Source organism: Natrialba sp. SSL1, from assembly GCF_001861355.1.
Taxonomy (GTDB): Archaea; Halobacteriota; Halobacteria; order Halobacteriales; family Natrialbaceae; genus Natrialba.
Genome location: NZ_MASN01000030.1, coordinates 130,659 through 156,783, shown reverse-complemented (window position 1 = coordinate 156,783; position 26,125 = coordinate 130,659). Strand labels below are relative to the sequence as shown.

19 protein-coding genes are annotated in these 26,125 nt (G+C 63.3%); 5 read left to right on the top strand and 14 right to left on the bottom strand.

The features are described from left to right. Positions 1–153: 153 nt before the first annotated feature. A complete protein-coding gene (locus tag BBD46_RS08830; RefSeq protein WP_071401350.1) occupies positions 154–561 on the top strand; it encodes a hypothetical protein in 408 nt (135 codons plus the stop codon). Between the two features lie 67 nt (positions 562–628). On the opposite strand, the gene BBD46_RS08825 is transcribed toward BBD46_RS08830, so the two are convergent. The 4 genes from BBD46_RS08825 to BBD46_RS08815 form a co-directional block, all read right to left on the bottom strand. After that, positions 629–2,593, bottom strand: coding sequence for a hypothetical protein (locus BBD46_RS08825; protein WP_071401349.1), 1,965 nt, complete (start codon positions 2,591–2,593; stop codon positions 629–631). Positions 2,594–2,912: 319 nt separating this feature from the next. Continuing rightward, complete coding sequence (locus tag BBD46_RS08820) at positions 2,913–4,814, bottom strand: hypothetical protein (protein WP_071401348.1); 1,902 nt, start codon at positions 4,812–4,814, stop codon at positions 2,913–2,915. 303 nt (positions 4,815–5,117) lie between these two features. Continuing rightward, positions 5,118–5,261, bottom strand: a complete 144-nt coding sequence (locus tag BBD46_RS22620) for a DUF7564 family protein (RefSeq protein WP_171908178.1) — start codon at positions 5,259–5,261, stop codon at positions 5,118–5,120. 114 nt (positions 5,262–5,375) lie between these two features. Further along, a complete protein-coding gene (locus BBD46_RS08815) occupies positions 5,376–6,092 on the bottom strand; it encodes a hypothetical protein (protein WP_071401347.1) in 717 nt (238 codons plus the stop codon). Between the two features lie 344 nt (positions 6,093–6,436). On the opposite strand from BBD46_RS08815, the gene BBD46_RS08810 reads away from it, so the two are divergent. Then, entirely contained in the window at positions 6,437–7,636 is a 1,200-nt protein-coding gene (locus BBD46_RS08810) for a DUF4352 domain-containing protein (protein ID WP_071401346.1), read from the top strand. 138 nt (positions 7,637–7,774) lie between these two features. Here the strand turns inward: BBD46_RS08810 and BBD46_RS08805 are convergent, their stop codons facing one another. The 3 genes from BBD46_RS08805 to BBD46_RS08800 all read right to left on the bottom strand — a co-directional run bounded on the left by BBD46_RS08805 (position 7,775) and on the right by BBD46_RS08800 (position 12,644). Next, a complete protein-coding gene (locus BBD46_RS08805; RefSeq protein WP_084777717.1) occupies positions 7,775–8,644 on the bottom strand; it encodes an ion transporter in 870 nt (289 codons plus the stop codon). 461 nt (positions 8,645–9,105) lie between these two features. Next, a complete protein-coding gene (locus BBD46_RS22615; protein ID WP_169331427.1) occupies positions 9,106–9,282 on the bottom strand; it encodes a hypothetical protein in 177 nt (58 codons plus the stop codon). 620 nt (positions 9,283–9,902) lie between these two features. After that, the gene (locus BBD46_RS08800) at positions 9,903–12,644 is read right to left on the bottom strand and encodes a bacterio-opsin activator domain-containing protein (protein WP_071401345.1); all 2,742 of its coding nucleotides are present in this window, start codon (positions 12,642–12,644) and stop codon (positions 9,903–9,905) included. 875 nt (positions 12,645–13,519) lie between these two features. On the opposite strand from BBD46_RS08800, the gene BBD46_RS08795 reads away from it, so the two are divergent. Continuing rightward, positions 13,520–16,240, top strand: a complete 2,721-nt coding sequence (locus BBD46_RS08795) for a S8 family peptidase (RefSeq protein WP_253184529.1) — start codon at positions 13,520–13,522, stop codon at positions 16,238–16,240. A 77-nt stretch (positions 16,241–16,317) separates the two neighbouring features. Here the strand turns inward: BBD46_RS08795 and BBD46_RS08790 are convergent, their stop codons facing one another. The 7 genes from BBD46_RS08790 to BBD46_RS22605 form a co-directional block, all read right to left on the bottom strand. Then, positions 16,318–16,539 (bottom strand): hypothetical protein, encoded by a 222-nt coding sequence (locus BBD46_RS08790; RefSeq protein WP_071401344.1) that lies wholly within the window; start codon positions 16,537–16,539, stop codon positions 16,318–16,320. Between the two features lie 408 nt (positions 16,540–16,947). Next, positions 16,948–17,121 carry a hypothetical protein gene (locus tag BBD46_RS22610; protein ID WP_171908177.1) on the bottom strand — a complete coding sequence of 58 codons (174 nt, stop codon included), beginning with the start codon at positions 17,119–17,121 and terminating at the stop codon, positions 16,948–16,950. A 212-nt stretch (positions 17,122–17,333) separates the two neighbouring features. Next, positions 17,334–20,003 (bottom strand): bacterio-opsin activator domain-containing protein, encoded by a 2,670-nt coding sequence (locus BBD46_RS08785; RefSeq protein WP_071401343.1) that lies wholly within the window; start codon positions 20,001–20,003, stop codon positions 17,334–17,336. A 136-nt stretch (positions 20,004–20,139) separates the two neighbouring features. Continuing rightward, a complete protein-coding gene (locus BBD46_RS08780; protein ID WP_253184528.1) occupies positions 20,140–20,859 on the bottom strand; it encodes a hypothetical protein in 720 nt (239 codons plus the stop codon). Between the two features lie 123 nt (positions 20,860–20,982). After that, positions 20,983–22,053 (bottom strand): Gfo/Idh/MocA family protein, encoded by a 1,071-nt coding sequence (locus BBD46_RS08775; RefSeq protein ID WP_071401341.1) that lies wholly within the window; start codon positions 22,051–22,053, stop codon positions 20,983–20,985. A gap of 471 nt (positions 22,054–22,524) precedes the next feature. Next, a complete protein-coding gene (locus BBD46_RS08770) occupies positions 22,525–23,043 on the bottom strand; it encodes an Hsp20/alpha crystallin family protein (protein ID WP_071401600.1) in 519 nt (172 codons plus the stop codon). A 245-nt stretch (positions 23,044–23,288) separates the two neighbouring features. Continuing rightward, complete coding sequence (locus BBD46_RS22605; RefSeq protein ID WP_171908176.1) at positions 23,289–23,447, bottom strand: DUF7559 family protein; 159 nt, start codon at positions 23,445–23,447, stop codon at positions 23,289–23,291. A gap of 117 nt (positions 23,448–23,564) precedes the next feature. Here BBD46_RS22605 and BBD46_RS08765 point away from each other — a divergent pair, with 117 nt between their 5' ends. Both BBD46_RS08765 and BBD46_RS08760 read left to right on the top strand, forming a co-directional pair. Then, complete coding sequence (locus tag BBD46_RS08765) at positions 23,565–25,367, top strand: radical SAM protein (protein WP_071401340.1); 1,803 nt, start codon at positions 23,565–23,567, stop codon at positions 25,365–25,367. Between the two features lie 221 nt (positions 25,368–25,588). Continuing rightward, positions 25,589–26,026: a TRAM domain-containing protein gene (locus tag BBD46_RS08760; protein WP_071401339.1), complete on the top strand. Its 438-nt coding sequence runs from the start codon at positions 25,589–25,591 to the stop codon at positions 26,024–26,026. The last annotated feature ends 99 nt before the right edge of the window (positions 26,027–26,125 follow it).

The following is a 26,125-nucleotide window of genomic DNA, read 5'->3' as shown; positions in this document are numbered from 1 at the left end:
CCGAGTGGGTGGTGAGCCGTCCGTTTGGCTGCAGTGCAGCGCATGGGGTGGTTGTGGATTTGGTTGCGATGTGGGAGACACAAACTCCCCACCGACGGCAGTCCTGAGCACAGATCGGTATGTATTTCTACACGACATTATAACGCGGAACACATGTCCCCTCCATCTTCACCGCCCTCCCCACCATCTGACGGCTCGTGGCCGACGGACGACTCGGGTTCCCGCTCTCGCTCGTCGTCGCGGTCGAACAACGGTGTTCCACTCGGACTGTGGATTATCGTCGGTATCGGCTTTCTCGGCGTTCTGGTCGGACTGTTCGGCTCGCTCGCACTCATCGGCGAGGGGGCAGGCGGTCTCGGCATGATAGTGCTCGTGCTGACCGTACTCGAAGCCGTCGTGCTCGTTGGGCTGCTCGGACTGCGCTACTGGGCACTTGTGGTCGCGCTCGTGGTCTACAGTTTCGGTGCACTGTTCGACCTGCTTACGGGTTCGTTGCTGGGGCTCATTATGAGTATCATCATCGTCGGCTACTTGCTCTCGATTTCGGGGCGATTCGAGTGAGTCTGGCTAGTATCGGTGTCTCAGTGCCTGCTGTCTAAAAAGAGGAAGTTCGCTGTGGTCTGGCCGCTCACCCCAACACGAACGACTGTAGCGAGTCGAGTGCGGAGTTGACGGCTGCGGAGATGCTCGATGCGTTCTCGTTTTCGTCGTCATCGTCGTCGCTGTCGTCCTCATCCGCCTCGTCTGCATCGTCTTCGTCAGCCTCGTCATCTGCATCCGAATCCGCTGCTGCGCCTGACTCGTCGTCGCCGTCCGAACTGGCATGGCCGCAGTTCGAGTCGTAGGACTCGACGAAGCTGCTCTCGTCGGACTCCGTCTGGAGCGTCGTGCGTTCGGAGTCAGCATCGGAGTCGCTGCGGGTGCTTTCCCGGTTGTCGACATCGCTCTCACTGTCGTGCTGATCGATGCTGTGCTCGCGTTCGCTGTCGTCGCTGCTCTCGCTGCGGTCGCTCTCGCTCAGGTCGCTGCTAGCGTCCTCGTCGCTGCTGGATTCGGTCTCGATATCGTTGTTCTCGACCGTATCGACGCCCGTATCGCTCTCGCTGGCGGTCTCGCTTTCGGACTCGCTGGATTCACTCAGGCTGCTTTCGGTGAGGTCGCTCTCGTCGCTGTGCGTACTCAGATCGCGCTCGCTCACGGTCCGGTCGCTCGAGACCTCGCTTTCGTCGAACTCGCTGCTCGATTGTTCGTTGTCGTTGTCCGTCGTCTCCAGACTGTTCTCATCCTGCGTGCGCTCACTGTCGGCGCTCGTGCTGTCACTTTCGTCGCTCGCGGACTCGCTGTGGCTCCGGTCGCTGTCGGCATCACTGGCGTCGCGCTCGCTCTCGTCGAAGGTGAGTTCGGCACCGTGGCGCTCGGTCTGACTCGCGTCGAACTCGAGGTCGCCTTCTTCGGAGTGGTCGTGCTCGCTGTCAGCGCTGGTGGCGTCCTGCTGGGAGACGTCGCGCTCGCTGGCGTCCCGTTCGGATTCGTCCGTGGAGTGCTCGCTTGCCTCGCTGTCACTCTCGCTTGCCTCGCTGTCGCTCTGCGTGTACTCCTCGGAGTCGCTGTCGCTGGTGCTTTCGATCCGGTCGAAGGTATCGCGGTCGTTTTCGCCGCGATCGGTCTCGTCGCGCTCGTCGTGGTCGGATTCGCTGTCGCTCTCAGAGTGTTCGCTCTCGTCGCTTGCACTCTCCTCGGACTCGCTGTCGTACTCGTCGAGTGACTGCTCGCTGAAGTCGCGGTCCGATGCGTCGAGGGTCTGCTCGTCGTGATCGCTTTCCTCGAGTTCACTCTCGATTTCGCTCGTATCGATCGAGTGGGAGTCGCGCTCGCTCACCTCGAGGTCGGCGTCGTCGTAGTCGATGTCGCTCTCGCTGCGGTCGCGTTCGCTCTCTTCGGATTCGCTGTCGCTCTCGTCAGTGGCGACGTCGCTGTCGCTCGCGCTCGACTCGCTCTCCTCGGACTCGCTATCGCTTGCACTCGCGTTCTCCTCGCTGTGCGTGCTGTCGCGGTCTGCCGTGCTGTCCTCGCGCTCGCTGACGGTGCGGTCCACGTCGCTCTCGCTTTCGTCGAGTTCGACATCAGCGTCGTCGATCTCGCTCTGGCTCTCCGAGCGCTCTTCCTCGTCGACGGTGCTGACGTCGTAGTCGCTGCTCGCGTCGCGCTGTTCGTCGCGATCGCTCACGTCGGAACTGCTCTGATCGGACTCGGTACTCGAGTCGCTCGCGCTGTCGCTGTCGCTCTGTTCGCGCTCGGACTCGTCGACGGTGGTCGAACTGTCGTTCTCGCTGTCGAGTTCACTCAGTTCGCTTTCGGTGCTCGATTCGCGCTGGTCGCTACTGGTTCGTTCTCGGTCACTACTGCTGTCGCTCTCGCTGTCTTCTGCCTCGTCGACGGTTGCCGTACTGTCGTCGACGGATTCGCCTTCGTCACAGCGGTCGTCAACCTGCATGGCCGCGCCGGGGCTTGCACCGGCGGCGCCGCTGACGGCAACGACGCTGGCAAGCAGCAGGAGACCGACTACCGTGATGACTGTCAGTTTTCGGGTCATGTGCTCTCGAAACCTATCCCGTAGGCCACTGCTGTCTTCGCCACTGGGTCTTAAGAACGGGAGACGAAGAACCGGGAAAGGACGGGCGCGTTGGGGGCTGGGGACGCCGATCTGACGACGAACGGATTGCCGAGATGGTGTGTTCGGGTGGCCATTGTGTCGTACTCGTTCGGGCGCTTGTGCTCGTGCAGGTGCCTCGTTGCTCGTACGGATGTCTTGCGTTGTACGCAGACGTACTGCACTTCCATCTGTCACCCAGTTTGGCGATGAAAAACAGTTGCAGCGTCGGACACCCACCGACCCGGTTCGTGGCCAGCCTCTACTCGAGTTCACTCACGTCGACGTCGAAGGTGCCGTCGTCGTTAGGTGTGATGATGCCCTTACGCTCGAGTTCCTGGATGCTGTCGCCGGTGACGATCAGCCGTTCGGAGATCGTCTCGCAGTCGGAGTCGGTCGTCTGTTCGCGCTCGGATTGATCGCGTTCGGTTTCGCTTTGTTCGCGCTCGGCGTCGCTGTCGGACTCGCTGCGGTCGCTGTCGCGGGTTTCGAGGTCGTGCTCGTGTTCGCGCTCGCTGCGTTCGTGTTCGCGTTCGGATTCGTCGGCACGCTCGCTGCGCTCGCGTTCGGATTCGTCGCGCTCGTGCTCACGGTCGCTGTTGCGCTCGCGTTCGGTATCCCGGTCCTCGTACTCGTCCCTGCCGCTGTCGCGTTCGCGTTCGGTGTCGCGCTCGGACGCGGTGGTCTCGCTGGCGTCGCGCTCGCTCTCGTCGAGGTCTGCGGCGTACCGGCTGCCGTCGCGTTCGCTCAGGGAGCGGTCGCTCGTTTCGTCGCGCTCGGTCCGCTCGCGCTGATCGTGCGCTGAGTCGTTGTCCGTGGTCTCGAGGCTGCGGTCGTGCTGATCACGTTCGGTCTCGCTGCGGTCGCCCGCGACCGATTCGCTATCGAACTCGCTGCGGGAACTGTCGCGTTCCGCTGCGCTCGCGTCGCGGTCCGACTCGTCGGTGGTCCGCTCCGCACCCTGCTGACTGCGCTCGGTGCTGTCGAGGCTCGAATCGAACTGCTCGCTGCGGATGAACTCGCTGTCGAACTCGTGGCGGTCGCGCTCACTGCTGACGTCGTCGCTCTCCGTCTGCTCGCTTTCTGCGCGCTCGCCGTCGGTGCGCTCTGTCTCGCGTTCGCTTTCCGTCTCGTCGCTCGATTCTTCGTGGTCGTCTTCACTCTCACGCTCACTCTCGCGGTCGCGCTGTTCGTCCGCACCTGCCGACTCACTCTCTCCACGCTCGAAGCGATCCGCATCGAACTGGATCGCGTCGCGATCACTCGTCGACGCCACGTGATCCGCGCTCGTACTCGAGTCCCGTTCGCTGTCGCGGTCCGTGGTGTTGCGCTCGGCGTCGGTGCGCTCGCGCTCTTCGGTCGACTGCTCGTCAGCGTCTGTGTCAGTCGACTCGGTTTCGCGGTCGTCACTTTCAGTGTCGTGCTGTACCTGTTCGGTCACCTCACGGTCCACATCGTCGGAGTCGACCTCGGCCTCGCTGCGGTCGCTCGTACGCTCGTCTGCGGCCCGTTCGCTCTCGTCGCTGTCGCTGCGTTGCTCAGCGTCGCGTTCGTCGCTCTCGTCCGCCGTGCGTTCGCGCTCGCCTGCGTCGTGCTCGCTGTGCGTGCTGTCGGCGTCCGACTCGCTCTCCTCGCGTTCGGCCGTCTCGCGCTCGGCGTCGGATTCGCGCTCGTCGGTCTCGACGTCCGTGTCGTCGACCTCGCGCTCGCTGCGGTCGCGGTCGCTTTCGTCGCGCTCCTCGGCGGTGCGCTCGCTGCTCGCGTCGCGCTCCTCGTCGCGGTCGTTCACTTCCGACTCGCTATTGTCGCGGTCGTACTCGCTGTCCTGACTGCTGTCGCGCTCACTTTCGTCGCGCTCGTGCTCGTCGAGTGCACTCGAGTTGTCACGGTCGTGCTCGCGCTCGCTTGTGTCGGACTCGCGTTCGTTCTCGCGATGATCGGCGTTCGATCGGTCGCGTTCGCTCTGGCTCTGGCTCTCACGCTCGTCGGTTTCGGTCGTGAGATCCATGGTTTCGTCGAGGTGTTCGCTCACGTCGCATCGCTCGTCGTCGAGACTGTAGACGACGGTTTGGTCGTCGCCGTTGGTGACGGAGCCGGTTGCGGCGACAACGCCGCCTAACACCAGCAAAGCGATCACCGCGAGGACACCCACGTGGTCTCTCATGGTTTTGGTCCCATCCTGATTCTGTGCGCTGATCTAGTGCGTTGCGCCCGTTCGGCGGTCGAGATGAAAGGGGGGAGCGGGTCTGAACTGAGAGGAGACGAGAGGGGCCAGCCGAACGGTGCAGACGGATCGCTAGACGGGACGTGTTTCGCCGCTTGCGGTCAAAAAGAGGCGATGAAGGGTGGGGAAGGATCGGGGTGAACGCCGCTCGTTCGGGCCGTCGCTGGGCGGTTCGCTCACGAGCAAGTCGGTCCTGACATTCCGAGCGAGTTGGGCGTGGGAAGCCGGCGCTCCGGCTCCGTGCTACATCTTTCCCTCACGGTTGTCGCCGGCCGGAATCGGACGGCAGTCGGTGCAGTAGTAGCCGTGGTACTCCTGCTGGCGTTCGTACGTCACCCCGCAGGCGATGCACAGCGAGCCGGTTCGATGGAAGCGATAGCTCATCATATCGGTCCGGACGCGGGCACCGGTCGTATAGAATCGGTGAACAATAGGGGTGAATCGGGCGTCTGCTCCCCGTCGGCGGTGTACCCACGCCAACACAGGTCCTGAAACTGCGACTCAGCCACCCGATTCGGCCACGATTTCGACGTTGTCACCCGCGCCAGCCTGCGCGTCAGCGACCGGGCCGGCACCCTCGAGGACGTACTCCTGTGGATCGACCTCGACGCCGTCGACGGTGACACTGACCGCGTCGCCATCGGCTTCGGCGTACTCCTGCTCGCCGATCGCGAACCGATCCGCGGTGACCTCCATCCCGAGCGTCTCGAGTGCGTACTCGATCGTCACGTCCTCGCAGTGGGCGTGCCAGACCGTCGCGTCGTCAGTCGCGTGGAAGTGGAAGCACTCGTCGGCCTCGATGTACTGCGGCTCGTCGAAGTCGACGACGGTGTCGTCGTACTGGACGGTTAGCTGCCCGTGCTCGTGGATCTGCGCCGTCGGATCGGGCTGGACGGCCGCCGCGCTGGCGGGATCATCGATGTCGAGAAAGACCAAACCGTAGCCGACCGCGACCAGCAGCAGGACGAGACCGACGCTGGCGTACACCGCCGCCGTTCGAATCCGAGGGGTACTCGAGTTCGAGTTCGAGTTCGAGTTCGAGTTCGAGTTCGAGTTCGCGTTCGCGCTCGTGCGTGCGCCAGACACCGACCCAGTTGGCTCGAGGCCGACGCGCCGCTGGTCGATTCGTGAGAGGCCGTCTGCGTGGGCTCGGAGGAGGTGGTCCTCGTACTCGTCGTCGGGGATGGTGGCCGCACAGTAGGAACACTGGGTTGGCATCGTGACAGCTCACTGCTGACTGTCGGGGGACGCAGGCGCATGAAGAGTGGTCGAAGAATCGGGTGGCACAGTCTGCCTGTCTTGGTCTGTCCGAGCCATGGACGTTCGTCACCAGTGGGTGCCGTCGTCCGCTTACCACCGGACATCATGGTCGGCTCACCACCGGACGCCCTGGTTCGCTCACCACCTGGCTTGTGGTCTGTTGGACCGTCGACGACTGGCACTCACCGAACCGTCGCACCATCGGCACCACCCGCTTTCCGTCCTCTCATCGGCACCACCCGTTCCCCATCCGCGGTCGATCTTCACCCACCGTACTTGCTGTGACGTGACCGCTCCTTCGTATGGAGCGACCCGACCGTCGAACGTACCTCGCTGCGGTCGCTAGCAGTGCGGTTGCCATCGCCGGCTGTTTCGGCGACGGCCCGGACGAGCCCTCCCCAGCCGACGCCGATGCGGAGAACGCGACCGACGATTCCGAGAGAGGTGCGTCCGGCCGAGACGAGGACGAGAACACGACGAACGGCGATGTTACTGACGACGCGGATGATACCGACGACACCGACGACACTGACGAAACAACAACCACACTCGAGTTCGAGCGCGGCCAGCAACTCGAGATCGGTGACCTCGCGGTCGTCGTCGCCGACAGCAACGTGACGGGCGATATCGTCGATGCTGACGGCGACGCCCTCGAAGTGGGAAGCGGCGCGGCGGTCGCGGTTGTCGATGTTGCGGCACAGTACACAGATACTGACACCGACACTGGAGCGACGGCCGTCGAAATCGTCAGCGATGTGCTCGAGATGACACTCCTGGCCGATGAGGAGCCTGTAGAGCCGCTTGCGACCCCACTGTCGCCACCGCCCGCCTTCGAGGCGGCCAGACTCGCACCCGGAGAGGTTATCCGTACGACGGCTGGCTACGCGGTCGACGCCGACGTGGATACCAACGCACTCGTGCTCGAACTCGAGCCGGTTGAGACAGGTGATACAGTGACGGACCCGAACGGCGATGCGGATTCGGGTAACGGCAGCGATGAGAACGGTGACGACGACAGCGACGACACCGACGAAAGCGCGTCTGCGCTCGTCGATCTCGGTACCGAGCGTGACGAGTCAGACATGACGGTCCTCGAGCAGGAGCTGCCCGACTCGCTCGGGTTCTCGGAAGCAGTCGAACACGACGGACTCACAGTCACCGTCGACGGCCTCCAGCACGGAAACAACCTCGGCGGGTTCATGCAGTCCGACGAGGGCCACGAAACCGTCGCCGTCAGTGCGACGGTCGAAAACACGAGTACTCGAGACCGCGACCTCACGCCAGCGCAGGTCAGACTCACGGACGAGTTCGGATGGAGCCAGGCGGCCGCGCCCGGCGTGTTGCGCGCGCTCGCCGATTTCGACGGTGTGACGATCGATGCCGGCGAGACGTACGAGGGGACGATCACCTACCAGATCGAGACCGGTATCGACGCGCTGTACTGGGTGTTCGACTTCGGCGAGTGGGGGACGGATCGACGCGAGAGTTGGCAGTTACGGTAGATAGCAACTCGAGTTCTCGGCGGATGATGGCCCGGTTTCGGGATCGGAAATCGGAGTCGGAATCGATAGCAAATCGCCGATTTCAGACCCTGTGTGGTGTCTCTACTCTAGCAGATCAGTTTACTCTGCTTCGTTCAGTTAGTGGTCATCCATAGCAGCAGTTTTGACTGTCTGTTCATGTGGGAGTTCCTCCCCGCAGTGCGGACAGTGGTTGTACTGCGTAATATCGTCCTCATCGAACTCAAATTCGTCACCGTCATTGTCAGCTTCAGTTGCTTCTTCGATGAAACCGCTGGCCAGTATTGAAGCAGGAAGTGCAAATAGTCCAATTCCGAGGAATGCGACGATTCCACCCAACAGTTGTCCCGCCTGCGTGACTGGTGTCACATCGCCGTATCCAACGGTAGTCATGGTCACAACTGCCCACCAGAACGCAGCAGGGATACTGCTGAACGCATCAGGCTGGGCCTCATGCTCAACATAGTAGATCCCACTCGATGCCAAGACTAAGAGGATCGCAGTCACGACGACGCTAATCACGAGGTCTGGCTTCTTCTTTCTCAAGACATGCCCCATCGTCTGAATTGAGGTCGAGTAGCGAGCGAGTTTGAATACCCGGAAGACCCTGAACAGACGAATGACACGCAAGAACCGAAGGTCAACGATGCCGCCCAAAAAGAACGGGATGATCGCCAAGAAGTCGATAACCATGTACGGGTTTCTCGCATACCGGAGACGTCCTCTAATACCGCTGTATCCTTCGTGACTCGTGATCGACCATAGTCGCAATGAGTACTCGATCGTGAAGATCGTCACAGATATCAGTTCAAAACCCCGGAATACACTCCCATACTGCTGTTCTATCGGGTCTACAGTTTCCAGGATAATGGCGATGACCGAGAGCATAATCAGTGCCATAATGAAGAGATCGATCGCCTGGCCTGCACGCCCTCCTTGGTCTGCATCTAGTAATTCGAAAACCCGTTTCCGAATCTCAAAGTACGGCATGGCTTCCACGAGACAGTATTGTTGTAAAGAATTATCGGCAATACACACAGATATTGAAGAGCGTATTTACCGGCTAAAAGCCACGTCTGTTGTGTGATAGGGTTAGATATTCTCTACAAAATTCTGATAACTATGCCTTTGACAGCGTGTACTAATTCCCCCAGTAGGGAGTGAACCGTATGGAAACGCGATATTTGTAATTGGAAGCGCTATTGTGGAACTAGGGAATCTTTGATGAACGGCCTTTCGTAACCGAGTCCTCAGTCGTCACGATCGGTGTTCATCGCATGCTAATTGCCGGTCGACAGCCATTGATTGCCCATCATCATTACAAATCAGCCACCACTCGAGTAGGTCTCCATCGCTGGACACAATACCGCGTCACAACAGTAGTAGTTGATTTGAACGGCGCTCTCGTCGACGAACACGAAGGTCTGCGTTGGGGGATTTCCCCGAAAGCACTACAGGAGCGCGTTATCGACGCGGAGCGCGTTCGTTTCATCGGTTTCGTAGGCCGCCATGATGAGGCCGACCACTTCTGGGTTCGACGGCTCGTATCCGAGTTGCTGTTCCATACTGGCTTTGATCTCCTCGAATCGATCGCTCTTCGATCCGTAGAGTTTGATGTGTGAGGTCATGGGAATCGCTTCCGTTGGCTTCCGTTGGGCAGAGTGTGATGGGCGTCTGTGGTGGAGTGGGGTCTGTGGACTCGAGTACACTCGACGAACACGAGGTGAGTGGGTATCCCTCGTGTGCGCTTGTGCGCTGGTAACGGCCAGTCGCAAACGTGGACTATGACTCCTTGCTACTGGCTTTGCTACCGTGTTCTTCGGCGCTCCGCGCTGCCGACATCACCGGCTGTTCCGTCTCGGTTCGCCGTGGGCGATCGATTACGTGGGAATCGACGGCACTGCCGGTTGGAGTCGCCACGCAGTCACGCAACAGCCTCGGACCCGGCACCACGACGCGATCGTGTGGGATAGCAGCATCCGCGTCTCGGTATGCAGCTACGCATTCGGACCGGTGTAGCGGTTTTGCGAGTAGTGCGCCGATGGAGCGGCGACAACCGGCACAGAACGACAACGGACCGTCACACACCACGGCGGATCGCTGCTATAGGTGCACAAACGACACGCTGTGGGGTGAGTTGTCTGCCTATGTGGTTGGATGCTGGCGGCCCTAGATCCGTCGGCTCCATCGCTTCGCGCCCCGCGAGTGCTCGCATCCGATCTCACCGATCCACGTGTATCACCCAGTTTCACCTTCCAGCACGCTCCTCGTCGCTGCCCTCGTCCCGAGCAAACACCAGCTCCAGCAGCTTCCGCTCTGCAACGCGGAGATGCGTGTTGAACGTCGGCTGCGTAATCTCTAGCATCTCGGCGACCGCCGCGCCACTCGTCTCCCGCGGAATGTCGAAGTAGCCGCTCACGAACGCCGTCTCGAGTGCCTCGTGCTGGCGCGCCGTTAGCACCGACTCGAGTTCCGCCCGGAACCCATAGCCGGGTCTGGCGTCGCCTTCTCGCTCGCGTCGCCGCACGAGCGTCGAATCGGGATAGAGCCGGCTGACGAACTCGACGAACTCCCGGACGTCCGTCTGTGCGGGCAGCGAAACGACCAGTCGGCCCGCCTCCTCGCTCGCCTCTTCGCCCGCCGAAATCCGCCGCGGGACGACGCCGTACTCGAGTAGCCGTGCGACGAGCGTCTCCTCGGTGAGCGTACACTCGAACAACTGTCTGTCGCCGTGGGTGGTGACGAGTTGAGCGTCCGACACCGACGGTGAGCGTGCGGCCAGTTCGAGGATCGTCTCCTCGGTGGCGTTCTCGACCGTGAAGAAGCCCCGGATCGAGCCATCCGGCCGTGAGACGGCCGTTTCGAACTCGACTGTCCCACCCGTCTCCCGCGCCCACTCGAGCAACTCGATGTCCGGTCCGCGGAGCCGGAACTCGAGTTCGACCTCGCTGTGTCCGACCAGTGCCGTGCGCGTTTCGATGGCGTTGCTCGCCTGGGCAACCCACATGCCGAGGTCGGCAATGAGTCGGCGCTCGTCCGTGTCGAAGGCGGTCGGTTGCTCGCTGTACACCGCCAGGCCACCGTAGGACCGCTCGCGAAAGACGAGCGGTACGGCGAGGACCGCGCGGATACCCTGGCTCACTGCGGTCTGTCGCCAGTGTTGGTCGATCGCCCCCGGATCTGACAGCAGTCGTCGGTGCGTGCACGGCTCGAGCGTTCGGAGCGTCGACGCCATCGGCTCGCCCTCGTCGACCAGCGCGTCCACGCTCGCGTCGGGGGACTCGAGTTCTTGCTGGGCACCTGCCCAGGCGCGGTCTCGAACCGTGACCGTTTCGCCGGCGCTGTCGAGGGCTGCGATTCGGGCGACGGTGTAGCGCTCGCTCGCAATGAGTGAGTCACAGACGCGCGTCTCGAGTTCGCCACGCGTCCAGGCGGTGCTGATCGCCCGGGCGACGGCGCACACGAGTTCGATCGTCTCGGTGAGCGAGTCGACCGATTCGGTCGCAGCGTCGAGGTCCGTCTCACAGGCGTCCAGGTCGCGCTTCGCAGCGACGCGATCCAGTACTGTCCCTGCAGTCGCGCCGACGAGACGAACGAACGCGCGATCGAGCGCCGTCAGCCGCGGTGTCTCATCCCCGTCGGGACCCGACGTTGACTGTGATCGTCTCTGGGCTGCGCTCTCGTGGACGCCGGCAATGAGCACGCCGTGTGACCCGATCGGTGTGACGAGCCCGCACGCACGTCTCGGATCCGTCACCGTCGTCGGAGTCCCGCGCTGGAGGCCGGCGACGAACACCGGTTCTCGGTCGAGAAAGGCACGACTGAGCGGGAGTGTCTGCGCTACGAGTGAGACGGTTCGGTCGAACTCGCCGGCGCGCGTTGTTGCCTGCCGGCGGAGTGCATCGCTCTCCTCGTCGTAGCAGTAGACTGCCGCGACAGTCGTCGTGGCCGTCGTGGCCGTCACCGACTGCCCCCTCCCGGGCCGACTGCCGCTCTCGACGGTGTCGACGATTGTCTCACAGAACTCCCTCGTTCCTGATTCATCCGGCCCGACACGCGTGTTTGCGAGCGATTCGATGCCGAGCAGCGCTCGCTCGATACCGTGTGTTGTCCTTCCCACCTCGCCGTCCGTGGGGCGGACTGTCTGTTCTCTAACTCTATCTCCATCTCCATCTCCATCCCCCTCTCCTTCTTCGCCCTCCCTCCTTTCCTCTCCCATCCCCCTGCCACCCTCGCGCCAACTCTGGTCGAAAACCGTACAGACGAACGCCGCCCGAACGCGAACGAGCGAGACGAGCGCTGGGAATCGCTGTGCGGAACGCAGGGCAGTCACCGACCCGACCGCCGACCCGCGCGTCCGTGCTCGCTGGGCAACGGACTCGAGTACCGTCGTTTCGTCGTCGGGAAAGACGCCGGTCCACGAGTGTCCGACCAGGGACGCTCGCCGTTTGTCGTGGAGAGCGGCGTGACTCGCGCTGACGGCGGTGAACGTGAGCGATTCGTCGAGGACGCTGCTGCCGACCAGGGCAGTGTCGGACGGACGGCCCGCGCGCGCCGTGTCCTCGTCTACTCGTTCGCTCCCGACGAGGGCGCTGATTCGGGCTCCGAGCGTCCAGTAGCCGGCGTCGTCCGCATCGATCCGCACGAAATCCGTCGCACCCGCCGACAGCGCGTGCTCGATGCGCTCCTCATCACGCACCGTCGAGAAGACGACGACGGGGAGGTCGGAATCGACCGCTCGAACCGCCCGGAGCGGCGACCGATCGGAACTCGTCGACGGGCTGTGGCCGGTGACGACGCAGTCGATCACCTCGAGACGCTCCGCGAACGCATCGTCGTCAGTCGAGGAAGCGACCTGTGCGTGGATACCGAACTCGGCGTCGAACACGGCCGTTGCGGCGCGGGCAGTCCGCTCGTCCGTGTCGACGAAGAGGACACGGATCGGTTCGGGCGAGTCGGGCGCGCGTCGCGTTGGTGTCGTGCTGTTCATCGGGAGTCACGCTCCGGGTGCGCTGGCCACGCAGATGGGGTCCGGTCGCCAGGTGAGGAGGGCCGAAGCGGTGTCCGGTGTGGGCGGTGGCCGTAGACCGTCGGCCGTGGACCGCGGATGGTGGACGGCGGATCGCGGATGGTGGACCGCATACCACAGACCGTGACTCGTGAACCAGAGCCGACCGTTGCTTTCACTCGCCACCCTGGCAGCGATTACGCCGACTGCCGGTCGCGCTAATTGCAAGGGCGAGACGAACCGGACGGTGTCGTACTAGCACTCCCTACAGCGAGAGAACTGCCGTGCCGATGCCCGTCACCAACCACAGCCGACGTACGTTACACGGCCGTCGGGCCAGCGACTCGCGGGCGTGTCCGGCGATACTGTCGGCTATCGGGCGGACCTACTCGAGTCCGGCCCGGTGACGATTCGCTGCCGCGATCGGGGTCGCTATTCATATCGACTCGAGTGTCGCCGACCCACGATTCAGATAGCGCCAGCCGTTTTGTCGATGTCTGCGCGAACCCCAGTCGACGAAGTCTATGATAGGACAGGGAGGAACTGCCCCATCCGACGACGAATCGACACCGTTCTCTCAACACACTCACGATGCCGACTCCCAGCAGCCCACGGCACGTACCGGGTGCGATCGCGACGAGCACTCGAGTTCACCCGCTGCAGATCGGGACTCGTCGGTGCGTCCGAGACTACGGCGATCCAGCGCTGTGATCGCCACGGCGTTCGACACGGTTTCGAGAGTCGTTCCGCCGCCGTGGCGGAGTCGCTTTCGGCTAGCGCGACTGTCGCGACTCCGTCGTTCGCGCTGGCGTCCCCTCGAAATCGCATCGTCGCTCCGCCTCCTCGTCACGCTGGCGATGGTGTGTGCTGGTCGCCCGATCACCCGTCGCACCTCGCTTGGCGCGCTCGCCGGCGCACTACTCACTGGATTCGGTGTTGCCTCCGGAGCAGCGACCGACTCGGACGAGACGGCCGAGAACAGTGGGGACGACGGCACAGACGATGCGTCGGCTGACGACCACCCTCGATATGTCGTCGGCCTCGAGCCCGGCACGGCAACCGAAAGCGTCGCCCGCACCGCCTCGACTGTTTACCGCTCGCTCGGACTCGCCTCGAGTGGCAGCGTCGTCGTCGGCGCGTTCGAGGAGGACGCACGCGAGGAACTCGAGTCCCGTTCGGACGTCAGGTACGTCGAACCGGATCACAAGCGGGTACAGGCGGTTCGAAGCAGTGACAACGGGACAAATCGCCAGCGCACCGGCGAACCCAACGAAACCGTCGACCTGACCGACGAACAGCGAACGCCCTGGGGCGTCGAACGAATCGGTGCCGCCGAGGTCCACGAACGCGGCACCGGCGAGGCAGATGCGACGGTCGCGATTCTCGACTCCGGTATCGACCCCGAACACGAGAGCCTCGAGGTTCCCGATGGGCGGGCGTTCGCCGACTGCGCCGGCAGCGACTGCGCCGCCGACTGGGACGACGAAACCGGTCACGGCACCCACTGTGCCGGCACCGTCGCCGCGCTGGACAACGACACCGGCGTCGTCGGCGTCGCACCCGAGGTCGAACTCTGTGCGCTCAAGGTGCTCGCTGGCGACGGTTCGGGCTACGACTCGGACATCGCCGCCGCCATCGAGTGGTGTGCCGACAACGATGTCGACGTCATCAACCTGAGTCTCGGTGGCAGCGACGAAGCGCAGGTACTCGAGGACGCCCTGCGTTACGCCTACGATCGTGACGTGTTGATCGTCGCCGCGGCGGGCAACGCGGGCGCGGCTGGCGGGGTCGATTACCCGGCCGCCTACGACGAGTGTATCGCCGTCGGCGCGACGAACGACCACGACGAGGTGCCGGACTGGTCGGCCCGCGGCGACACGATCGAGCTCGTCGCACCGGGTGAGGCCGTCCTCTCGACCAAGCCAGGGGACGAGTACGTCTATCTGGAGGGGACTTCCATGTCGACGCCGCACGTCGCCGCGATCGCGGCCCAGTTACTGGGACAGGGGCTCACCCACGCCGACGACACGGACGATGTCGACGAGCCGGGTGGCGTCCGCGGAATCCTCCGCGAGAGCGCCGACGACCTCGGCGCGGCCGACGACGAACAGGGGTTCGGACTCCTCAACGCCTTCGAGGCACTCGAGTCGGTCGACCCCGTGACGACTGGAGAGGTCACGGACGTACGGGCCAGCACCGCCACGCTCACCGGCGAGCTTCGATCGAACGCCGACGTAGAGTCAGCGGAGTGTTGCTTCGAGTGGCGGCAGGGTGGCGACGAGTGGACCAGAACGGAGCCCGAGTCGGTCGAGCCCGGCGACTCGTTCAGCGCCGCGCTTGACGAGTTGCAGCCCGAAACGGCGTACGACGTTCGGGCCGTCATGTTCGCCGATAGTGGAGCGAGCGGGAGTGCGGGCGGAGACGGGGACGGTGACGGTGAACCTGACGGAACTGACGACACTGACGACGAGACAACCGCGAGCATCGTCACCTTCGAAACCGGGCGCGACGAACTCGCCGTCGAAACCACCGTCGTCGAGGCGGGCGACCACCGGACACTCCAGGCGACCGGCTCGCTCGACGGAATCGGTGATGCCGACACCGACGCCAACGCCGACCCCGTCACAGCATCGTTCCGCGTCCGCCCAGAGGGCGAAGAGAACTGGGACACGACTGACGGGCAGGTACTCGAGTCGATCGGTTCCTACGAGGCGTCGATTTCGGGACTCGAGCCGGAGACGGTGTACGAGGTGGAGGCGGTCGTTGCTGCTGGCGATGGTGACGGTGATAGCGACGCCGGCACCGATGCAAGCGACGCCGACGAAACCACAGGCGGCATCGTTACGGCCGAAACGGATCCCGAACCAGGTCTGCCGTCGATCGACCGCTTCGAACTCACAGACGACAGCAACAGCCAGTTCGTCCGCTGTGCGGTCAACTGGGGTGTGAGCGTGTCGAACGGCGAACTCGAACTCGTCGAGACGGAGCTTCGGTACGCGACGGAGAGTGATGACGACGGCGATGGTGACGGCAGCGACGACGATACCGACGAAAGCATCGCTACCGGAGACACCAGCACCACCGACGACCCCCTCCACCACGTCGTCACCGAACTCGAGGACCAGAGCGAGGAAAGCGGCATCCACACGCTCAGACACAGCGACCGACTCGAGGGCGCCGGCGAATCGTACGCCGTCACGATCACCGTCACCGACACCGACGGCAACACGACCGACGCGACCGAACAGCTCACTCTCGACGAGCGCTCACCGCCACCGAGCATCGACCAGTTCGACGTCACGACGGACGATTTCCTCGGCACTCCCGAAGCCGTCGTCGATTGGGCCGTCTCCGACGAGGGCAGCGAACTCGACGGCGTCGTACTCGAGTTGCGCCGCGACGGCTCGCTCGTCGACGAGACGAGTTCGATGGCGCGAGACGAGGAGGCGTCGGGAACGGATTCGCTCAGGGCCGACGATGCGGAGGAGAGCGGAACGTACGAGGTGCTGATTCGGGCGACGGACTACTTCGAACAGGTGAGCGAGGAGCGTGAAACGGTCGAACTCGCGGCTGAGTGAGGACTCGTACAGCGACTGCGTGTTGTGGTTATGGGATGAACAGGCGCAAAACCTCGCCCTTCAGGGCGGGGAGGATGTCAACGCTTCGGTCGTCGCTCTGCCGGGAGCGTCTCCAGGTCGAGACCGGCCATCAGGAGGCCGAGTACTTCCGGATTGCTCAGTTCGTATCCCATTCGCTCGCTCAGTTCGGCTTTGACCTGCTCGAACCGCTCGGCCTTCGAGCCGTGGAGTTTGATGTGTGTCGTCATAGGCTGTGCCAGCGGGCCGATCTGGGCTCCGCCGCGTTCCTGCTCCTGCATCCGTTGGTGTCGGTGAAGTCGCCGTTCCAGTGTCGGTTCTGCGTCCGCGCGTCGGTGAGTCGTGTCCGGTATCTGTGTTGCATGGGTGGTCTCGGCTGGCTATCGGCTGGACACGATCCCGGTCGCTTCGCCGCGAGTCTGTTCGTGTCGTCAACGGAAACAAAAACGGGAACGGCGTACCTAAACCCCAGTCGAAGCAGTGGTGTCGATGGAGAAAGGTGGCACCCATCCGGCGTGGAAAACCGGCGGTTCCGTCCACGTCTGCGTCTCGGTTCGCCGCAGTTTCGGCCAGTCGCTTTGGTTCGTCCTACCGCCTACTCGGAGGCCACGACACCACCAGATGGCTCCGACACGACGACGAGACACCACCGGCGGTACAGTAGCCATGAGACGCCGGCGATGACGCACTCAGACGGCTCGCCGGAGTGAAACCGACACTGTGGATCGAATCCACGCTCGCTCTACTCGCTCATCGTAAATCGTAACACTGCCCGTGTGATCGACATCCGCGACGATCGTCGACGGAATCGACGGCTGTTCGGCGGTGGTGCGTGCGTCGCTTGAACGGTCCTCTGCTGGCATGGTTTCGTGGGCGGGCGACCGACGGATGGGCTTCCGCTTTGTCTCTGCGTCTCTGTGTCTCCCAAACGATCTCTCCGACCCTCCGTCGCTCTCCAACTCGTCTCTCCGCCTCCGACAACTCGCCCGGTCCTACGTGTACAAAGTCGTCCACTGATCAACCGTCGAGCGCCGACGCACTCCACTCTCGGGAACCCAGCCACGTCGGCTCGCGTTCAGTTCTCGTGGCTCTCGTCGCCGTCGAGAAACGCCCACAGCACGCTCCAGATCCCCTTCCGCAGGTGCTGGTGAAGCGTCGACGACGAAATCCCCATCGACGCCGCGAGCTCCTCCGCCGTAATCGCACGCGGCCAGTCGTAGTAGCCCGCCGCGTACGCCGACTCGAGTGCAGCCCGCTGTTTCTCGGTGAGTGTCGCGTCGACGGTCTGGTGGAACTCGGCTGCCGTCTCGACCGACCGGTCGCGTTCGCGTTTTGCCGTCAGTTCCACGCCATCGAACTCGGCGTCGAACAGGGACACGACCGTGCGAACGTCTGCCGTCTGTGGTGCCTCCAGGGTGATGCGAGCCTCGTCGGCGCTCGCGACGGCGTCGCGAACGGCTGCGCCGCTATCGAGTGCGACGTGGGCGAGGGAGTTCGTAGCGACTGTCTGGACGACGAGTTGCCGAGTGGGTTCGGTGTCGCTCTCAGTCGTGTGGTTGGCGGTTGTTCTGTCCTCGTCCGGACTTCCGGTGTCGGTCCCGGATCCGTCACTCCGGCGCTCGCTAATCACGCGCGCATCCGCTATCTGTGGGGCCGCCGCTGCCACCTCCAGCACGGCCGCCGGATCGCTTCCCGTGATCGTATAGTACGTGAGGATCTTTCCGCCTTCGACCGGTACCGACCGCTCGAACCGACACTCACAGTCGAGTTCGGACGCCACGGCGAGCGGGAACAGCGACGGATCAGCGATGCGGAACTCGAGTTCGACCACCGAATCGGCCAGGAGCAACAGCCGGTTCCGGATGGCGTTGATCGCGAAGCCGGTGACCCGGCCGAGCGATTCGAAGCCGGTGACGGTCTCCTCGCCGAAGATCCTGTCGCCCGTTCCGTTGACGACCAGCACACCGAGCAACCGATCGCCGTACATAAGCGGGATGGCTGCCGTCGAGACCACGTCAGTCGCGATCTCGGGGGCTGGATCCGAGTCAGATCTCGACGATTTCGATGTTGTTCCCGTCCCTGCGTCCGTATCCGCTGATTCCAGTCTCCCTCTATCTTTCCCCATTCCTATTCCTGTCTCCATCTCCATCCCCGTCCCTATCTCTCCCCCCTCACTCGGCACCTCGTAAGACCGGACGACCTCGACAGCCCTGCTCTCGAGTAACCGATCGACGGTTCCGTGGCCGATACTGGCAACCGACATCTCGTTGATCGCCTCCAGATCGCTGTCCGTGATGCCGTAGCCGACTCGGGTCGTGAGCCGGTCCGTACTCGCCTCGATCTCACCGATCCAGGCGCTGTGATACAGCTCCGAGGCAACCAGGCGCTCACAGATCGTCTCCTCGAGTTCCTCGCGTGTCGACGCCTCGATGAGCCGCCGGCCGATCTCCTGGATGAGCGTGTTGATCTGGTTGTGCGTCTCGAGTTGATCGCGCTGTGCACGCAACTCTCGCTCGTGCGCCTCGAGGAGTCGGATGCGCTCGGCACGACCGATCGCCGTTCTGGCGTTGACTGCGAGCATCTCGGCGAGTTGGACAACTCGACCGTCGAGATCCGGACCGTTCTCTGCCAGGATGGTCACTACGCCATCGCCACCGATCGGCACGTGAAGGCTCGGGTACCCGTACTCGTTTCCAACATCGGCCGCTCCGTTCTCACCCTCCGCAACGCCAGCCTGTCGGTTGACGACCGTCTCCCCCTCTCGGAAGGCGTGGCCCGCGAGCGTCGCCTCGAGATTGTACGCCGTTCGCGTCTCGAGGAGGTCGCTCGCTGCATCCGTGAGCGCAGTGCACTCGAGTCGGTTCGTGTCGGAATCGAACAGGCGGACGCAGGCGATGTCGAACTCGAGAACGGTCTCGACGGCCTTGGCCGTGAGTCGGGCGACCGATTCGGGGTCGTCCGCGGTGAGCAACTCTCGAAGGCCGTCGGTGAGGGTTTCGAGTTGGCGCTGGCGTGCGATCCGTTCGGTGGCGTCACGGACGACGCAGACGATGCCGTCGTCGAGCGCGGAGAGCGTGAGTTCGATGGGAATTGTCGAGCCGTCTTCCCGAGAACCGGTCGCATCACCCCGCCAGGAGCCGTGTTCGGCGACGATCGGGAGTACGTCGGCTTCGAATCGCTCGACTTCGTGGTCGGTGAACAGCCGTTTCCAGGAGTGGCCGACGATTGCGGCCGCCTCGTCGTAGCCGAACAGCGTCGCGTGAACGTCGTTCGAGTAGACAATGCTGCCGTCGTCGTCGGTGATCGCCATGCCGTCGTTTGCAGCGTCGATCGCTGCAGAGCGCTGGCGAATCAGTTGTTCGTGTGCTGCCTGCTCGTCGGCAGCCGTTGCGTGCCTGTGAACGACCGCGATAAACCGCTGGTCATCGTCCGTCGCCAATCGCAGCGTCAACGAAACGGGGTGCTCGCGCCCGCGTCGGTCGAGGAGCAGACAGGACGCGGTCGCCTCGCCCGTCTGTCGTGCGCGCTGTCTGAGTCGGTCCAGTGTCGCTGCGTGTTCGCCCGCGACGAACTCCTCGATCGCCCGGTCGAGGAGCGCTCCATCCGGGTAGCCGAGCCACTCCCCTGCGGCCCGATTTGCGAAGACGATGGCTCCCTCCGCGTCGAACCCGATGAGGGCATCACTGCTCGCCGTTGCGATCTCCTCGAGGAACCGCTCGTCAACACGTGAAGAAGCGGTATTCATTGTCGAATGTTACCACGTGTATGCACATAACTGTGCAATCCAATCTCGTCGCTCGACCTGCTTGCTGTAGTGAGAAACCGTGGTAACTTCTTGGCACGTGAGCGCCGATACTGGCGGTCTCGCCACCGTCGGCCGTCTAGCCGCCATCCTCGTCACCACCGTTCGTTTCACTGCCGCCCTCGTCATTCCCATCTGTACCAGTATCCTCGTCCTCGTCCTCATTCCTCCCATCATCACCACCCACACCACCCTCATCACTCCCACCATCACCACTTTCAGCCCCTCCACCGCTTTCCTCACCATCTCCGTTCGCTTCGACATCGTCCGCCTCCGACACTACCGACACGAACGTCTCCGCCACCCGCGTCAACAACTCGCGCCACTCGAGTCCACCCGAGAGATAGTCCTCAACCCACGACGCCTCGGCCGTGAAATAATCGAGCACCGCCCCGTCGTCCGGCCGATACGCCGTCGCCTCGAGCCGCGTCGATACCAGTTCCTCCTCGATCGTCGTCGTGTAGCCGTCCGTGACCAGTTCGATCTCGGCGGCAACGTCCGCCTCGGTCGCCCCCGTTGCATCGTATCCCAACTCGAGTACCGCTCCGTCATCGACCTGTTCGAGCGTTACCTGCTCGAAGTCGGCGGACTCGAGTGTCGCACGAAACGCTGTGAGGCTGTCATCGTCTGCCTGGTTGTTTGCTGTGTCGTCGTCAGCCGATTCGGATCTGGTGTCGGTTTCCTCGGTTTCCTCGGTTTCCTCGTTTTCCTCGTTTTCCGGGTTTTCTGCGGTCGAACAGCCGGCGACGATGAGGATGGCAGTTCCGCTCACTGCCGCTAACAGCGTTCGTCGTCTCATAGTAGATCCACACCTGGTGTCCTCGTGAAGAGACGCGGAAGGATGGGACCGAATCGGGTCGAATGTCGGACTGGGTGAGTGGTGTGATGATGGGGGTCGGCACTCAACCCCACTCACACTCCCTCATTCACTCACTTGCTCTCCTGAAACGCCAGGTGCAAACGCCGGTTCGTCGGCAGTCGTCAGCTCACCGTATGGTGCATCGTCGGCTGGCCCATCGTCGGCTGCCGAGCGGTAGATGCCGTCGATCACACGCTGTACCGCGAGCGCCTCCGTGACCGTGTTCCGTTTCGGTGGGGTTCCGCGCTCGATAGCACGCAGAAACGAGCGCGCCTGTCGTTCGTACGGGTCGACCGGATCAACGTGTACGACCGTTTTGCGGCCGGATTCGAAGAGTTCGAGTCGCTCTTCGCTCGGATGGAGCGTCGCCCCGCCCTCGGTCCCCTCGATCACGAACGACCGGTTGTCGGGACCGTTCGACTGCCATGCGACCTCCAGCGAAATCGTCGGTCCGTCCACACAGCGGATAAACGCACTCGCCGCGTCCTCGACATCGAACCCGTGCTCGGGCGCGCGCCGCGTCGTCCCGACGACGTCGTCGACCAGCGGATATCCCGCGAGATGCAGTGCGAGATCGATCGCGTGCACTCCGATGTCGATCACGGCACCGCCGCCGGCGATCGCCCGTTGGGTAAACCAACCACCCGCACCGCTGTCGGGTACCCCCCGCTGTCGCACGTAGTTCGCCTGCACGTGCGTCAGTGATCCAAATCTGCCGGCCTCCTGTAGCTGTTTGAACTGCTCGACGACCGGGCGAAATCGGTTGTGGAAGCCGACCATGCACACACCCTCCGCAGTCGCCGCACTGTCAGCGATCCGCGCCGCATTGGGTCCGCTGTCCGCCATCGGCTTTTCGAGGAACACGTCGAGACCGGACTCGAGTGCCGCGACGGCGTAGCGGTCGTGGTAGGCGTTAGGGACCGCGATGACGACGGCGTCGACGGTGTCGAAGAGGCTGCGGTGATCGTCGAAGACCGGACTGTCGTACCGGTTGGCGAAACGCTCCCGTGCTCTGGCCGTAGTGTCCATACCGGCGAGGCTCGCTCCGAGGGTCGCGTACCGGTCGGCGTGGAGCAAGCCGATGTTGCCGAGGCCGACGAGCCCGATCGTCGGTTGGTGGGTGGTGGTGGCCATACACGTTCAGAGTTACTCTGTAGACGCCGGAACTGCAAGCGACTGCAGCAGTCCGCGTGCAGTGTTTCCAGCGGACAGTACACAGTGTATAGTGCACCCAACGCAGTGCACACATCTCGCTGGAATCACTGCTCGTCAACTCGATTCGGCACCGACGACTGTCGCCAATCGACGCCGTTCAATTCCGCTTCACGATCAGTTGTAGGTGAGGCTGCGCAATTACGCCGCTGCCCAACTGTGTGTATGACCGAACCCTAGCCACATCGCTCCCACCCGCGGCTGTTCGCTCTCGATACAAGTCACTAGTCACTAGTCGCACGCTATCGGTCCCGGTCGGCTGTCGAACACTCAGAGCCGATTCGGAGGGGCAGTAACAGTCTCGGTCGAACCAGCTACTCGAGTTGGATGGCCCTACTGCGACTTACGCCGGGGACACCCACACACGTGCACAACACACACGCACTCACACACTCACTCGGGTTCGACCGTCCCGGTCGGTGCGTCCCCGCTCGCAGTGGTGTCACTCGAGTGATCCGTTGGTGACGCTGGCCGCGCGCTCGGTCCGGCGTCCGTCTCGGTAGCAGCGGTACGCTCTGACTCGCGCTTCTCGAGTGCGCTCGATTTCGGAATGTCGATGCGGAGGGTGCCGGTTTCGGAGAGTGTTGCGGTGCCGGCGTTCGGGTCGACGACTGCGTCGGGCGGGAGGTCGGCCTCGCCGCCGAGGTGCATTCCGCGGCCGGGGAAGCACATCGAGTACTCCTCGCGGAAGGGACGAAAGCGGTCGACCTTGATCTTGACGTTGCCCTCGATGTAGCGGACCTGAATGTCGTCGGTCTCTGCACCCGGAACGTCGAAGACGACGAGATACGACGTGTCGTCCTCGAGCACGTCGACGTCGAGGTTCCGGTGGTTCTGGATGCGGCCGCTCGCGCGACCGAGTTGGCGGTACAGCGCGTGCTTGATCGATGAGCCGAGTTCGTTTGCGGTCACGCTGACACCTCCGTTACAGAGCCGGGCGAGCGAGAGCAGTGATACTGGCACGAGCGGCGCGTGCTGCACGGAAGGGACGGCGGGGAGTGAGCGCGTAGCATGGCCGGATGTACGGTTACGTGATCCCCGTTGATATTGATTTTGGTACCGAGTAAATTAACGTCTGACACGTCACTGTGCGTGATGGGGAAACGGTATAGCGAGCGGCTATAGGCGCGCTCTGTCTCCCCGTCGCTGGGACCGACTTACAACTCGACTGGTTCGAGACAGTCGGTCCCCCCGCAGACGGGACAGGAGAGTTCGGAGACGCCGAACTCGTCCGGCACGTCGTAGGTGTAGTGATTTTCGAACAGGTCGAGGAAGCAGTCGCCGTCGGTGCAGACGATCTCTTCGGTTGGTGGCATGGGCGACAGTACCGGGACCAGGACCATCAACGCGGCGGTTGCGGCGGTCCGTGCGTCCCGCTCGCCTCGTCCCGCGCGTTAGTCACCGTTTTGTCGTTCCAGGCGCTATCCGACGGTATGACTGACTCCGGCCCCGGTTCCGCCGCTGGCTCCGGTCCCGCCTCCGGGACGGAGCGTGCGAGCGAGGGGCTCTCCGTGACGATCGTCGATGGCTACGTCGACGAGCCCGCCCACTTCGGGGTGCCGCCATACATCTCGACGTATCCACGGTACACGGCCGGCGCGCTCGTCGACGCGGGCGTTCCGCGCGAGCAGATTACCTACCACACGATCGACGGCCTGCGCGACGAGCCAGACCGCTGGCGAGACGTCGACGAAGCGGACCTCATGATCTACCTCGGGGGCATGACCGTCCCCGGCAAGTACGTCGGCGGGACGCCCGCCGAACCCGACGAAGTCCGCAAACTGGCGTGGACCGCGAACGGCACGAGCCTGATGGGCGGCCCCGTCAAGTTCGGCGTCGGCGACGAGAACGCCGGCGCAACCGAAACCGAACGCCAGGATCTCGACTTCGACTTCGTTGCCAAGGGGGACGTCGAGGCCGCCGTCCACGACCTGGTCGAGAGCGGTCTCGAAGGGTTCAACAACCGAATGCGAGACGTGGACGAGGTCTCCCGGTGGGCCCAGCAGGGCGCGTTCGTGGTCGAACAGCACCCGAATCATCCCGACTATCTGATCGCCGAACTCGAGACGTCCCGCGGCTGTGCCTACCGCTGTTCGTTCTGTACCGAGCCGCTGTACGGCAACCCGACGTTCCGGCCGCCGCCGACGGTCGTCGGCGAGGTCGATGCGCTCGCGGACTACGGCGTGAAACACTTCCGGATCGGCCGGCAGGCCGACATTCTCGCCTACGGCGGCGACGGCGAAGCGCCGAATCCCGACGCCCTCCGACAGCTCTACGGCGGCATCCGCGAGGTCGCACCCGATCTCGAAACGCTCCACCTCGACAACATGAACCCGATCACGATCGTCGAGTGGCCGGAGCAGAGCCGCGAGGGGATTCGGATTATCGCCGAGCACAACACGCCCGGCGACACGGCCGCGTTCGGACTCGAATCCGCCGATCCGCTGGTCCAAGAGGAGAACAACCTGAACGTCACCGCCGAGGAGTGCTTCGAGGCGGTCAAGATCGTCAACGAGGAGGCTGGCTGGCGACCTGGTGGACCGGACGATCCGACGGCCGATTCGTCGGCTGACGGCGGACCGACCGCAGGTACCGCCCCCCGCCACCTCCCGAAACTCCTCCCCGGAATCAACCTCCTGCACGGACTCAAGGGCGAGCGCGAGGAAACCTACCAGCACAACCGCGAGTTCCTCCAGCGCGTCTACGACGAGGGCTACATGCTCCGACGGATCAACATTCGGCAGGTCATGTCCTTCGACGGCACCGACATGTCCGACACCGGGGCGGAAATCGCAAACGAGCACAAAAAGCTGTTCAAACGCTACAAGCAGCAAGTCCGCGAGGAGATCGACAACCCGATGCTCGAACGCGTCGCCCCGCCCGGAACCGTACTCTCCGACGTCCATCTCGAGTACCACCAGGACGGCAGGACCTTCGGGCGACAGCTCGGGACCTACCCGCTGCTCGTCGGGATCCCGGGCGAACGAGAGCTCGGGCGCACGATCGACGTTGCGGTCGTCGATCACGGCTATCGCTCGGTAACGGGCGTTCCGTACCCGCTCGACCTGAACGGTGCGTCGATGGACGAACTCACGGCGATTCCGGGCGTCGGCGATCGGACGGCGGGCGACATCGTCGTCAACCGCCCCTACGACTCCGTGGCGGCGGCCGAACTCGAGACGACCATCGATCTCGACGAGTTCGTGACGACGCAACCGTTCGAGCCCGCGGATTGACGCCGAACCGGTGCCCGGTTGCTGTTAGATTGACAGGAGAGCCAGTGCACTGCTACTGGACTGACGGTACAGTCGTGTGTCACAGTCCGCTCGATCGTCGAACGAGTCCTAAAGGGACCCTCGAAACGACCGGTTGAAACCGGTGGTCTGCAAAAAATTCCCGACCATGGTCGGTAGTTCTAATACGGATGAGCGTTAGAGGTGGGATTGAGGGTCTACCTGTGGAAATATCTGAAAAACTCCTGTGTCTGTTCAGTACGGAGGTTTCGGCAGAGGAGGACCGATACGTCATCGAAGTACCACGTCAGGAAGTCGAGACCGGCGACATCGATCCCGACGAAATTTATCGCGTCGCGCTCATCTCTCGTGAGAGTGAGGACGGTGAGGCAGATGCGTCGACGGCACAGCCGCAGGCGCAAGCGCAGACGCAAACCCAGACGCAAACGGCTCCGTCGGAGCCACAGCCACCGGTCGATGTCGGCGAAACGCGCTACGTCGAAATCGAAGATATCGGCAAGCAGGGTGATGGGATCGCTCGCGTCGAACGCGGGTACGTCATTATCGTCCCGGGAGCCGACGTCGGCGAACGTGTCAAAATCGAAGTGACGGAAGTCAAGTCGAACTTCGCCGTCGGCGAAATCATCGAAGAGACGTTCTGACTCCCGTTCGGGAGTCGTCCGGTCTTTGTAGTCGTGCCGTGTCACACAGTCCGTGTCGCCCTCCAGCGGCTGTGATTCTGACCGCTCTCGTTTCGGATT